We start from the raw sequence: 11,563 nt of genomic DNA on the forward strand, positions 1-11,563 counted from the left end.
CTCAGGCTCCCGGGTTGACGAACCGTACAACGTACGTTACACAGTACGTATGAGCTCGCCCTTGCCCGTGGACAGCGACATCCGGCCTTTCCGCATCGACACCCCGCAGGCTGCGCTCGACGACTTGCGCGACCGGCTCGCCCGCGCCCGCTGGCCTGACGAGCTGCCCTCGGTGGGCTGGTCGCACGGTGTCCCGCTCGGTTATTTGAAGGAGCTCGCCGGGTACTGGCGCACCACCTACGACTGGCGCAGGCACGAGGCGCGGCTGAACGAGCACCCCCAGCTCACGACGACGATCGACGGCCAGCGGATCCACTTCCTCCACGTGCGCTCGCGCGAGCCCGGCGCGCTGCCGCTGATCGTGACGCACGGCTGGCCGAGCTCCGTCGTCGAGTACCTCGACGTCATCGGTCCGCTGGCCGATCCCCGCGCTCATGGCGGCGATCCGGCGGACGCGTTCCACCTGATCATCCCCTCGCTCCCTGGATATGGCCTCTCCGGGCCGACCCGCGAGGCCGGATGGGGCGCGCGCCGGATCGCCCGCGCCTGGGCCGAGCTCATGCGAAGGCTCGACTACCCGCGTTACGGCGCCCAGGGCGGCGACTGGGGCACGTGGATCTCCCGCGAGGTCGGCCTCGTCGACCCCGACCACGTGATCGGCGTGCACACAAACGGCCTTGTCTCGTGGCCGTCCGGAGATCCCGAGGAGCTTGTCGGCCTGACGGACGTCGAGCAGGCCCGGCTGAAAGCGTCCGAGTACTACCTGCGCGAGCTGTACGGCTACAAGAAGATCCAGTCGACCCGGCCCCAGACGCTGGCCTACGCCCTCTCGGATTCACCTGTCGGCCAGCTCGCCTGGATCGTCGGCGTGCTCAAGGAGTGGACCGACTGCAAGGACACCCCCGAGGACGCCATCGACCGCGATCGCATCCTCACGAACGTGATGCTGTACTGGCTCACCAACACCGCCGGATCGTCGTCCCGCTCGTTCGTGGAGACCCCGGACACGCCCGACGATGCGGACCTCGCCGACGTGAAGCCCTCGACCCTGCCGACCGGGGTCGCCGTGTTCCCTCGGGACATCATCGCTCCGATTCGCAGGTTCGCCGCCCGCGACAACACGAACATCGTGCACTGGTCGGAGTTCGACCGCGGCGGCACCTTCGCGGCCATGGAGGAGCCCGACCTCTTCATCGGCGACGTGCGCGCCTTCTTCCGCCGCTTCCGCGGGCCGGCGCGAGAGGGGTGATCTCATGGGCGAGGTGACGACGATTCCCGTGCTGCCGTGCGTGTCGATGCCCGAGACCCTGGCGTTCTACGGCGCCCTGGGCTTCGAGGTCACTCACCAGCAGACGAAGCCGAACGTGTACGCGGCGACGCGCCGCGGCGACATCCACCTGCACTTCATGGGCCTCAAGAAGCTGGATCCGAGCGAGTCGTACAGCACGTGCCTTGTGCTCGTCCCCGAGGTCGAGCGCCTCCATGAGACCTTCGCCGAGGGCCTGCGGCAGGCGTACGGCAAGGTGCCGATCGCCGGCTTTCCCCGGATCTCGCGCATGAAGAAGGGGCAGAGCCGCTTCACGGTGGTCGACGTCGCGGGCAACTCGGTCATCTTCATCCAGCGGGACGCGCCGGACGACTACGACGAGGGGGCCGCCGGGTCGCGCTCGAATTCGAGGCTGGACCGGGCGCTGCGCACGGCGGCGCGGCTGCGCGATTTCAAGAACGACGACGACGCCGCCGCCAAGGTCCTCGACGTGGCGCTCGCACGGAAGGAGGCAGACGCCCCGCTCGAACGCGCGCGCGCTCTCGCGGCCCGGATCGAGCTTGCGGTCGCCCTGGGCGAGGGGGCGCGGGCGCGCACCCTGCGCGCCGAGCTCGACGAGGCGCCGCTCTCCGATGAGGAGCGCGCGCAGCTCAAACCCCAGCTGGACGCCGTGGATGCGCTCGACCGATCGTAGAGCTCGCCAGTGACGGGTTCCGCCCGCGACCGATTCGCGATGCACGCGTGGGTCCTCTGGGCGGCGACGTCCCGAGCCGATTGACCACCGTCCAGCCGCGACACACCTTCCGTGACCCGTAGAAAAATTATCAGAAAATCATCAGCGAATAGACTGATAATCTCGTGAGCCCAACCGGAATGCTCTCGATGCTTCGAGGCTTCATGGCAGATTGGGCTTTCCTGCCCTGGTCGACCCAAGTATGGATTCGGTGTGCGCGCTCTCCCTGCTCTGAATCGACGCTGCGCCGCGCGCCCCGGTCGCGCGGGCCCACCGGCGTGAAGGAGCACGAGGTGAGGTGGGGGGGCGGCGCCGAGAGATCAGCGCGGCGCAGTGACCCCTGTCCGAGAGCCGGACCGAAACACGCCAGAAAAGGGCCACCACGATGACACAAAGGAAGTACCCGATCCTGATCGCGCTCGCGCTCGCTGCAGCCGGGAGCTTCGCGGGCTGCTGGCCCGGCGGCCACGTCCAGATGTATTCGTGCGACGACCCGTGCTGGGGCCTGGAGATCTACGAGTGCGACAAGCCGTGCGCCAGGTGCGAGGGCGCGTGCGTGGATCTACCGTACCTCGGGTTCAGCGATCCCATGCTGCTCTGGCGGGGCGACTCGACCGATGGGGCCTCTGCGCCGGAGTGCCCGGCGGAGACACCGGACCTCGTGTTCGACGGTTACGGCGGCTTCGCCGACGCGCACAGCTGCTCGACATGCCTTTGCACGCAGCCCTCCTGCGAGCTGCCGCCGGGCCTCCGGGGGAGCGCCTCGGCCACGTGCGACGGGACGGCGGCCGCGCCGTTCGACGCCCCCGACGGATGGGACGGCGCATGCACCGCGCCCGACGCAGCGGCCTTGGACGAGCTCGGCTCGCTGCTCATCCCGGCGCCGACCGTGGACGCCTGCGCGCCGACGATCGATCCCGGAGGGGCGCCGCTCGAGCTGCCCGCCCCCTTTGCTGTGCGGGCGCGCGGCTGCGCCGGGACGGCGGACAAGCACACGTGCCGAGATCCCTCGCTGATGTGCATCGCTTCCCCCGTGCCGCGCCCGGAGGGCTTCTCGATCTGCATCCACCACCTCCGCCAGGGCGAGCCGAGGTGCCCGGAGGAATACCCCGAGCTGCAAGAGCTCCACACGGGCTTCGACGACACGCGCAGCTGCACGCCGTGCGGGTGCGATCCGCTCGAGGGCAGCGCGTGCTCCGCGCTCGTGTCGGCCTACGAGGACGGCAGCTGCCGCCAGCTCCTCGGCGCCGAGACGGTGACGCTGGCCGGGCCGAAGTGCGTCGCAGGGCCGGACCTGCGGCTCGAGAGCATGGCGGCGCAGTGGGTCACGAACGAGCCGGGCACATGCGCCCCGACCGGTGGAGTCGCCACGGGGCAAGTGATACCGACGGGCGTTTCGTATTTTTGCTGCCAGTCCGACGAGGCCGTCTTCGTGCACTGATGACCTCGCCCGCCCCGCACGCCCGACGCAGAGCGCGCGGTGCCCTTTGGCTCGAGGACGCGACTTCGTGCCCCCGGGCGCGCGCTTCGCGCGCTATAGAAGCGAATCACGCGATCACGCGGAAGGGAGAGCGGATATGCGAATCGCACGATGGTGCTTCTGGATGGCGCTCGCAGCGAGCAGCTGCAGCGCCTCCGACAGCGGCACGTCCCCGACAGACAGCGGCCAGCCCACAGGCGGCGCCGGCGAGAACGGCGGCGAAGGCGGCCAGGACGGCGCGGTCGGCGCGGTCGGCGCGGGCGGTGAAGGCGAGACGTTCGGCGCCGGCGCCGGGACCGGCGGGAGCAGCGGGGACAGCGGGAGTGGGGACGCTGACAGCCGTTGCATCGAGCGGGCGGCCTTCGTGTATGTGCTCTCGCAAGACAACGAGCTCTACAGCTTCAAACCGGATCGCAAGGAGTTCACGAAGATTGGTGTTCTGGGTTGCCAGACCGACATGGATCCAAACTCGATGGCGGTCGATCGCGACGCGGTGGCGTGGGTCAACTACGCGCAGGCCGACGACAGCGCCGGGACGCTGTTCAAGGTCAGCACCGAGGACGCGAGCTGCGAGCCCACGGAGACGCCGCTCTCGGAAGGGTGGTCCCGGCTCGGAATGGGCTTCTCGAGCGACCTCTCGCGTCCGGACGCGGAGCAGCTGTTCGTGGCGGGCGCGACAGGCACCCCGGGCATCGGGCTCGGGAGGATCGACGGTCCGTCGGTGAAGCCGGTCGGGGAGTTCAGCGGCTCGCTGCGCGGCGCCTCGGCGGAGCTCACCGGCACGGGCGATGGACGCCTCTTCGGCTTCTTCACCACCTCGCCGGTCCAGCTCGCCGAGATCGACAAGGAGACCGGCGAGATCATCGAGGCCACGGACCTGCCCGGCATCGAGACCCCGAGCGCCTGGGCGTTCACCTTCTGGGGTGGCGACTTCTACTTCTACACCGCGCCGGATCGGTTCCAGTCCGCGTCGCGGACCACCAACGTCAGCCGCTATCGCCCCTCCGACGGCTCGATCGACACGGCCTACATGACGAACATCGGCTTCCGCATCGTCGGCGCCGGCGTGTCGACCTGCGCCCCGCTCGAGACGCCGCGCTGAGGGGCTCCGGGCTCGTCGCGCCATAACGTCTCGCACGCCTCGCGGGCGCCGGCGTTCAGCCTTTCCCGACAGGACGTCTTCGTGAGAATCCCGGCGCGATCGGGGACGGATCCAGCGAAACCGTTCCCGGTCGTACCGACGTCTACCGTTCCGGCGCCGGCGGCCTCACGTTGGGTGTGCCCGATCGGGCGTGGAGGTGCTGCGATGCGGATGAGGCTGCTCCTTGTGCTCTCGCTCGCGCTGCCGCTCACCGCGGCGTGCGGGGCGGCGCCGGGCGCCGATCACCCGGCGCGCGAGGATATCTTCGGCGCAGCGGGGCCGGGCGAGTTCATCCTGCTCACCGCCCGGGGCGAGCTCGTGAGCGCCGACATCGAGCCGGGGCGCGTCGTCGGGCCGGACGTGAACCTGGGCGTGTACGCGGCGGGCGGCGAGCGCGGCGGGCAGGCGGTCCGGGGGATCGCGTTCAACCGGGCCGTGAGCGTCACAACGACCGGGCAGGGCGCGACCGGCATCGTCGGCGCCATGCCGCTTCAGCTCTCGGTGACCCGGGCGGAGGCAGGGCTCCGCGCGCGCGGCCTCGTGGCCGGCGCCCTCTCCGACTACCGGCTGGACGACCGGCAGCTCACCGGCCAGATCGGGCGATGCAGCTACGAGCTCACACGGACGGGACGCACCTACGAGGGCGCACGCAGCTGCGGAGGCCAGCCTCACCACGTGACCGTCCTCCTGCCCCGCGGGCTGTCCTCGTGGAGCGACGCCGCGCTCGCGACAACGCTCGGGCTGCTCCTTGGCGCATGAGGGCGCCGCCGGCCGTCGCGTGACGAATGACAGGCCCCGCAGCGGCTGCTAGAGCTCCGGTCCACCTGGCAGGACGAGCGCCGAGAGCACGCCGGGGACGGGAAGGCCGAGCCTCCTGGGCCCCAGGCCTCGGAGGTCCTTTCCTCGCGCCTCGCACGAAAACCCCTCCTCTATCCCCGTGACGAAGCCCAGATCCGATGGCAACGCGCCGGGCAGGTCGGCCGCGGCGACTTCACCCGGCCTCCTCGAGGGGCGCTCTGCGCCCATCCCTGTCGGACCGCGGCTCGAGGCCGTGCTCGATCTCGCGTACCGCGCGCGGCGCTCGGTGCTGCTCGAGGGGCCGACGGGCATCGGCAAGAGCGAGCTCGTCCGGCAGCTCGCCGAGCGGCTCGGCATCGCCACGGTCGTGCTCGACCTGAGCCTCCTCGAGCCGCCCGATCTCGTGGGCCTGCCGGTCATCCGGGACAACCGGACCGCCTACGCGGCGCCGTCGGTGCTGCCCCAGGACGGCGCCGGCATCCTGATGCTCGAGGAGCTCAACCGGGCGGAGCGGTACATCCAGCAGCCGGCGCTCCAGCTGCTCAGCGCCCGGCGGCTGCACGAGTACGAGCTGCCCGCGGGCTGGGTGTGCTTCGCCGCCGTGAACCCCGAGTCGGCCGATTACCAGGTGACCCCGCTCGACCGCGCGCTCCGGGCGCGGTTCCTCAACCTGAGCGTCCGCGCCGACCGGGCGTCCTGGCTCGCCTGGGCGCAGGTGAGCGGGCTCCATCCGGGCGTGATCGCGCTGGGGCAGGCGCACGAGCGCATCCTGGACGACGTCCCGCCGCGCACGTGGACGTACGCGTCGCAGGTGCTCGGCGCGCTCCGTCCCGAGGAGCTCGCGGACGGCGTGCTCCTGCGCGACGCGCTCGGCGGGTACCTGCCGCCGAGCTGGGTGGAGCTCCTGCTCGCGTCGAAGGACTCCTGGTCGACGCGGCTGCCGTTCGATCTGCGCGCGCTGCTCGCCGACTACGGGCCGACCTCGCCCGCGGGCAAGGTGCTGCGCGCCGCGCGCGAGCGCGGGGAGACCGACCGGTTCGACGAGGTGACGACGCGGCTCGCGCCGCTGCTCGAGGGGCCGGAGGTCGGCGTGCTCGCGGCGCAGCGGAAGCTTTCGCTCTCGGCGTTCGAGGCGCTGCTCGCCGACCTGCCCGGCGACCACCGCGAGCGCCTCCAGGACGCGCTCGGCGGCAACGCGACGGCGACGCAGCTCATCGACATTCGCCCCGAGGAGCTGCTCCAGAACTACGCGGGCAGCGCCGCCGAGCAGAAGGTGCTGGGGTGGCGCGCCGATCCGCTGCGGCAGCACCGCGTGGGGCTCGTCGTGACCGCGCTGTCGGCGCACCTCGCCCAGCAGGCGAAGCTCGTCGAGGTGCGGCGGAGCAACGTCGCGCGGGCGTGCCTGGGCCAGCTGCTCGCGCAGCTGCCGGAGCGCTGGGCCCTCCGGCTCGCGGGGGCGCTGAAGAAGCACGGCGTCACGCCCATCCGGCCGCAATGAGGCGGGACAAGGACACGGAGAAACCCACGCCGGGGACGGAGGCGCCGGCGCTCAGGGACGCGAAACCGGCGCGGGGGAACGCCGATCCCGCTCCCGGAAACGCGAAACCGGCGCCGGGGAACGCCGATCCCGCGCTCGAGCGCGCGAACCCCGCGCTCGAGAGCACAGCGCACCGCGAGGTGCCCGAGGACGAGCTCACGGCGTGGCTCGACGCCTTCGTGCGCGATCCGGGGTTCCTGGAGCGGTATCCCTGCTATGCGGCGATCCTCGCGCGGCTCGCGCCGGTCGCGGACCCCTCGGTCAAGCGCATGGCCGTCTCGCTGTTCGAGGGCCGCTTCTTCCTCCACGTCAACGTGGAGTCGTTCATGAGCGAGCCCGTGTTCCTGCGCGGCGTGCTCCTGCACGAGGTGCACCACGTGGCGCTCGGGCACCTCTGCCACCCCAAGTTCGCGGGCGCGGACGAGCCGGAGCTCATGGATCTCGCGCTGGAGATGTCGGCCAACGAGTACATCGAGGAGCCGCTGCCCGACCCGATCCGCTGGCAGCCCTACGCCGCGCTCGGCCTGCGCGGCGGCCAGAGCACGCTGGAGCGCTACGAGCTGCTCGTGAGCGCGGCGCGCGAGGGCAAGCTCCCGCAGCGGGGCGGCGAGGCCGTCGACGACCACCGCGTGCTGCGCCGCCCGTCGCGGGAGCCGGGCGCGGTGGAGCAGACGCGGCAGCTGCTGCTGCGCGCCGCCGAGGAGGCGGGCGCGCTCGCGGGCGACGGCGACCCGGCGGACCTGCCCGGCCTGACGCTCGCGGGCAAGACGCCCGGCCGGCTCATCGAGGAGCTCACGGACGTGCTCGGCCCGCGTGCGACCCCGCTCGACTGGAAGACCGCGCTGCGGATGTTCGTGGCGAGGGAGCGCGCGCCGGTGCACACGTACGCGCGACCGAACCGGCGCTTCCCGGGCCGCATCGGCGAGGTGCCTGGCAGGACGTACGCGCCCCGGGCGATCGCGAAGCCGTCGGTGCTCGTGGCGATCGACACGTCGATGAGCATGCGGCGCGACGAGCTGGAGGAGGTCGCCCGGCAGCTGCAGGCGATGAGCGCGGTGGCGCGCATCACCGTGGCCGAGTGCGACACGGAGATCGGGCGCGTGTACGCCTTCGACGGCCGGCTCAACGACGTGGGCGGCCGCGGCGGGACCGATCTGCGGCCGGTGTTCGCGCCGGAGTTCCTGGCGGCGCGGAGGGTCTCCGGCGTGATCTATTTCACGGACGGCGCGGGTCCCACGCCGCCGGCGCCGCCGCCGCTGCCGGTGCTCTGGATCCTGACGAAGCCGCTGGAGTTCGCGTGCCCGTGGGGGCAGCGGGCCTGGCTGGACCTGAAGCCGCGGCGGGGGTGACGCTGCGCGGTCTGGGCAGCGATCTCGCGATCCGGGAGCGCGTGCCCGCCGAGGCCGTCCTGGCGTACATCGAGGTCAAGCAGACGCTGTATGTTCGAGCATCCGCTCCGGCGGGCGGACGATGAGGCAGGGAGCGTCCGGCTCAGGATCACCTGATCCGGCGGGAGCCAGCGCTGCTTCGAGCCGCGGTTGCCATCTCCAGCGCATCGGGTGAGCTGTGGGACGTCAACGACTTACGTGCTTCATCGCCAACTCGTTGCGAAAGTGTGTTCCGGATCCGTTTTCCTCTCCGAAGGCGCGTAGTTCGACGAGGTGCGACTCGGTCGTCGTCACGGCGTCTCGGATCGCCGCATGCGCGGCTCCGGGTCTCCGCCAATATACGCTGGATACGGCGACCGGCGCGCAGCTGTCCATCGCGCGGCTCCGTGCCACGGAGCTCGTCCTCGTGGCCTCGGGGCGACATGCCGCGCGCGGGTCCGTGCTTTCGCTCCCCGACTCCTGGCTGCGCGAGGCTTCGAACCGATCCTGGCGCCCCCCGCGCGGCTCGTTGCTCTGCTGCGCTCTCGTTTCGGCCGTGTCGTCGGGCTACTGCGCCCGCCGGAGCATGGCCACGCCCTTCCAGGGCGGCGTCTGCGCGTACACGATGAGCTCTCCCTGTTCCGAGAACTCGCACAGCGCCTCGTAGGCAATCCCCGCCTCGTCGTAGGAGATCAACTTGAAACGATCCCACACGGGGTCGCGGATCTCGTAGGCACGGTCGACGTGGAGGCCGGGCGAATCCGCGAGGATGCGCTTCCCGTCGAAGCGGACGATCAGGTGCGTGTACTGGAACTCGAGCATCGACGCGAGCATCGGCTCGAGCGGGACCTCGGGCTCGAACCGGACGAGCCGGAAGCTGCCGCGCAGGCGCGCGTCGATCGACGCGAGGGCGGCGGCCGCGTCGGGCCCCTGGGACGCGCTGGAGCCGCAGCCCGCGGACTGCGCGGCAAACACGGCGGCGCAGGCGACGAGGAGGAGTCGGGAAGCGCGGAACGCTCCGGAGGGACGCAGGGAGGGACGGCTCGCCGGGAGCGACATGGGGCGGAGCTTAGGGCGGTCGAGCGAGCAGCGCAAAGCGGAGCAGGAGCCGCGCGGCCTTGCGCGGATCTCGGGCGCTCCGCACAATCCAACGAGCGAGCCGGCCAGTCCTCGCCACGCCGGCCGGACGGCGCCGCGCGGCCGGAGCGACGCCCGCGCTCGCCCAGGGGGAGCCATGACCGACGTCCCGCGAGGCACCGATTTCGTCGCACGCCTCCCCGAACGCGCCTGCGCCGCGCGCGAGGACGCCCTCCTGGAGGCCGTGCAGGCCGGCCACCTGGCGCCCATCTCCTGGCTCCCGGTGCACAGCGAGCACGGCGAACACCGCGCGACCTTCCTCGTGAGCGCCGACGCGCTCCGCATCGGCGACACGCACGACTCCGTCCGGATCAACGCGTCCGCCAGGACGACGCAGCGCATGGCGGATCAGCTCGAGTGCGCGATGCTGACGACGCGCCTCTGCGATCTCGTCTGGGAGCAGGCCACCGTGCGGATCCTGCCGTGCTTCGGCGCCCCGGATCCCACGATGGCGAACACCTCCCGCATGCTGGAGCACCACCGCCGCGTCGAGGAGCGGGTCGCGGGGCGCACCGGGCTCATCGAGAACGTGGGCAAGCACTGGGTGCTCACCAACCGCCTCGCCGGCAGGCGCGACCGCGCCGCCAACTACGGCTGGTTCGACCCGGGCGCCGCCCACCGGCACGGCCGGCACCCCCTGTGGCAGCCGCTCGGGCTCGCGCACGACCTGGATCACGTGGACTACTCGCAGGTCGTCCGGCTCGTGCGGCGGCGGTGCACGGTCGACGACGCGGAGCGCGACCTCCTCGAGGTGATGACGGATCCGGCGCTCGCCGGCCTCGTCTCGTCCGAAGGCCCCCTGCGCGTCCTCCGGCAGCCCGGGGTGCCGGAAGACGCATGATCGCCGCGCCCGCGAGCCCCGCCGGGCGCCCGCTCACCGCAGGCGCCCCCGCGCTCGGCTCACGAAGCCGGAGCGACCTCCGCCATCGAGGGGGCGCCGGCCGTGCCGGAGACCGGCGCGCCGAGGCGCGGTCTTCCGGCCGCGGCGCTCACTGGTTCACGAGCCGCATGCCGACCTCCGTGTAGCGAGGACCGGCGGCCGCGCCCTTCGGCGCCGCCGCGTCGAGGCGCCGCAGATCGGCCTCGGTGAGCGCGATCGCCTCCGCGGCGACGTTCTCCTCGAGGTAGCTGCGGCGCTTCGTGCCGGGGATCGGGACGATGAAGTCCCCCTGCGCGAGCACCCACGCGAGCGCGAGCTGCGACGCCTTCACGCCCTTCTCCCGCGCGATGTCCTCGACCTTCGCGACGAGATCGAGGTTCTTCTGGAAGTTCTCCCCCTGGAAGCGCGGCGAGGAGCGGCGGAAGTCGTCCGGCGCGAGGTCCTCGAAGCGCTTGATCTGCCCCGTGAGGAAGCCGCGGCCGAGGGGGCTGTAGGCAAGGAAGCCGATGCCGAGCTCGCGGCACGTGGCGAGCACGTCGTCCTCGGGATCCCGCGTCCAGAGCGAATACTCGGTCTGCACCGACGCGAGCGGGTGCACCGCGTGGGCGCGCCGGAGCGTCGCCGAGCCCGCCTCCGAGAGGCCGATCGCGCGCACCTTGCCCGCCTTCACGAGGTCCGCCATCGCGCCCACGCTGTCCTCGATGGGCGTCTTCGGATCGACACGGTGCAGCTGGTAGAGATCGATGACGTCGGCGCGGAGGCGCCGCAGGCTCGCGTCGCAGGCCGCGCGGATGTACTCCGGCGTGCCGTTGATGCCGCGGACGGTGGCGTCGCTCGAGTCGCGGACGATGCCGCACTTTGTCGCGAGGACGACCCGATCGCGCCGGCCGTCGATGGCCCGACCGACGAGCTCCTCGTTCGTGAAGGGGCCGTACATGTCCGCGGTGTCGAGCAGCGTGACGCCGAGCTCGATCGCGCGATGGATCGTGGCGATCGACTCGGCCTCGTCGCGGGGGCCGTAGAAATCGCTCATGCCCATGCAGCCGAGACCGAGGGCGGAGACCTGGAGAGGACCGAGCTTGCGCGTGTGCATGGTTGGGCTCCTTGAGGCCGCGGGGAGGGGCCGCGGCGCTTCGACGCACGCCACGGTAAGAGTGAGAGCGCGCTCGAAGTCAAGGGGAGCGGCAGGACAAAGGGACTCCGTGGCTCACGCGCTTCCCCAT

Annotated in this window: 11 protein-coding genes; 9 read left to right on the forward strand and 2 right to left on the reverse strand. The window is 71.7% G+C overall.

The annotated features are described in order from the left end of the window. Positions 1-49 precede the first annotated feature (49 nt). The 8 genes from WME75_RS24815 (at position 50) to WME75_RS24850 (ending at position 8,430) form a co-directional block, all read left to right on the forward strand. A complete protein-coding gene (locus tag WME75_RS24815; protein WP_437475861.1) occupies positions 50-1,249 on the forward strand; it encodes an epoxide hydrolase family protein in 1,200 nt (399 codons plus the stop codon). A gap of 4 nt (positions 1,250-1,253) precedes the next feature. Beyond that, on the forward strand, positions 1,254-1,961 hold the full coding sequence (locus WME75_RS24820; protein ID WP_437475862.1) for a hypothetical protein: 708 nt from the start codon (positions 1,254-1,256) through the stop codon (positions 1,959-1,961). Positions 1,962-2,385: 424 nt separating this feature from the next. Continuing rightward, positions 2,386-3,441: a hypothetical protein gene (locus WME75_RS24825; RefSeq protein WP_437475863.1), complete on the forward strand. Its 1,056-nt coding sequence runs from the start codon at positions 2,386-2,388 to the stop codon at positions 3,439-3,441. A gap of 136 nt (positions 3,442-3,577) precedes the next feature. Next, positions 3,578-4,582: a hypothetical protein gene (locus WME75_RS24830; protein ID WP_437475864.1), complete on the forward strand. Its 1,005-nt coding sequence runs from the start codon at positions 3,578-3,580 to the stop codon at positions 4,580-4,582. Positions 4,583-4,792: 210 nt separating this feature from the next. Next, on the forward strand, positions 4,793-5,380 hold the full coding sequence (locus WME75_RS24835) for a hypothetical protein (RefSeq protein WP_437475865.1): 588 nt from the start codon (positions 4,793-4,795) through the stop codon (positions 5,378-5,380). Between the two features lie 178 nt (positions 5,381-5,558). Then, positions 5,559-6,917, forward strand: coding sequence for an AAA family ATPase (locus WME75_RS24840; RefSeq protein WP_437475866.1), 1,359 nt, complete (start codon positions 5,559-5,561; stop codon positions 6,915-6,917). Further along, entirely contained in the window at positions 6,914-8,305 is a 1,392-nt protein-coding gene (locus tag WME75_RS24845) for a vWA domain-containing protein (protein WP_437475867.1), read from the forward strand. The genes WME75_RS24840 and WME75_RS24845 overlap by 4 nt, the downstream gene beginning before the upstream one ends. After that, positions 8,302-8,430 carry a hypothetical protein gene (locus WME75_RS24850; protein ID WP_437475868.1) on the forward strand — a complete coding sequence of 43 codons (129 nt, stop codon included), beginning with the start codon at positions 8,302-8,304 and terminating at the stop codon, positions 8,428-8,430. The genes WME75_RS24845 and WME75_RS24850 overlap by 4 nt, the downstream gene beginning before the upstream one ends. Before the next feature lie 460 nt (positions 8,431-8,890). Here the strand turns inward: WME75_RS24850 and WME75_RS24855 are convergent, their stop codons facing one another. Continuing rightward, a complete protein-coding gene (locus WME75_RS24855) occupies positions 8,891-9,382 on the reverse strand; it encodes a hypothetical protein (protein WP_437475869.1) in 492 nt (163 codons plus the stop codon). A 175-nt stretch (positions 9,383-9,557) separates the two neighbouring features. On the opposite strand from WME75_RS24855, the gene WME75_RS24860 reads away from it, so the two are divergent. Then, positions 9,558-10,301, forward strand: a complete 744-nt coding sequence (locus WME75_RS24860) for a hypothetical protein (protein WP_437475870.1) — start codon at positions 9,558-9,560, stop codon at positions 10,299-10,301. Between the two features lie 148 nt (positions 10,302-10,449). Here WME75_RS24860 and WME75_RS24865 read toward each other — a convergent pair whose 3' ends face one another. Further along, positions 10,450-11,433, reverse strand: a complete 984-nt coding sequence (locus tag WME75_RS24865; RefSeq protein ID WP_437475871.1) for an aldo/keto reductase — start codon at positions 11,431-11,433, stop codon at positions 10,450-10,452. Between the last annotated feature and the right edge of the window lie 130 nt (positions 11,434-11,563).

The organism is Sorangium sp. So ce1014 (genome assembly GCF_051521505.1).
Classification (GTDB): domain Bacteria; phylum Myxococcota_A; class Polyangia; order Polyangiales; family Polyangiaceae; genus Sorangium.

Coding starts and splice junctions, on each gene's coding strand:
- WME75_RS24835 (WP_437475865.1), top strand. CDS start 4,793: ATGAGGCTGCTCCTTGTGCTCTCGCTCGCGCTGCCGCTCACCGCGGCG.
- WME75_RS24855 (WP_437475869.1), bottom strand. CDS start 9,382: ATGTCGCTCCCGGCGAGCCGTCCCTCCCTGCGTCCCTCCGGAGCGTTC.
- WME75_RS24815 (WP_437475861.1), top strand. CDS start 50: ATGAGCTCGCCCTTGCCCGTGGACAGCGACATCCGGCCTTTCCGCATC.
- WME75_RS24820 (WP_437475862.1), top strand. CDS start 1,254: ATGGGCGAGGTGACGACGATTCCCGTGCTGCCGTGCGTGTCGATGCCC.
- WME75_RS24865 (WP_437475871.1), bottom strand. CDS start 11,433: ATGCACACGCGCAAGCTCGGTCCTCTCCAGGTCTCCGCCCTCGGTCTC.
- WME75_RS24825 (WP_437475863.1), top strand. CDS start 2,386: ATGACACAAAGGAAGTACCCGATCCTGATCGCGCTCGCGCTCGCTGCA.
- WME75_RS24860 (WP_437475870.1), top strand. CDS start 9,558: ATGACCGACGTCCCGCGAGGCACCGATTTCGTCGCACGCCTCCCCGAA.
- WME75_RS24830 (WP_437475864.1), top strand. CDS start 3,578: ATGCGAATCGCACGATGGTGCTTCTGGATGGCGCTCGCAGCGAGCAGC.
- WME75_RS24845 (WP_437475867.1), top strand. CDS start 6,914: ATGAGGCGGGACAAGGACACGGAGAAACCCACGCCGGGGACGGAGGCG.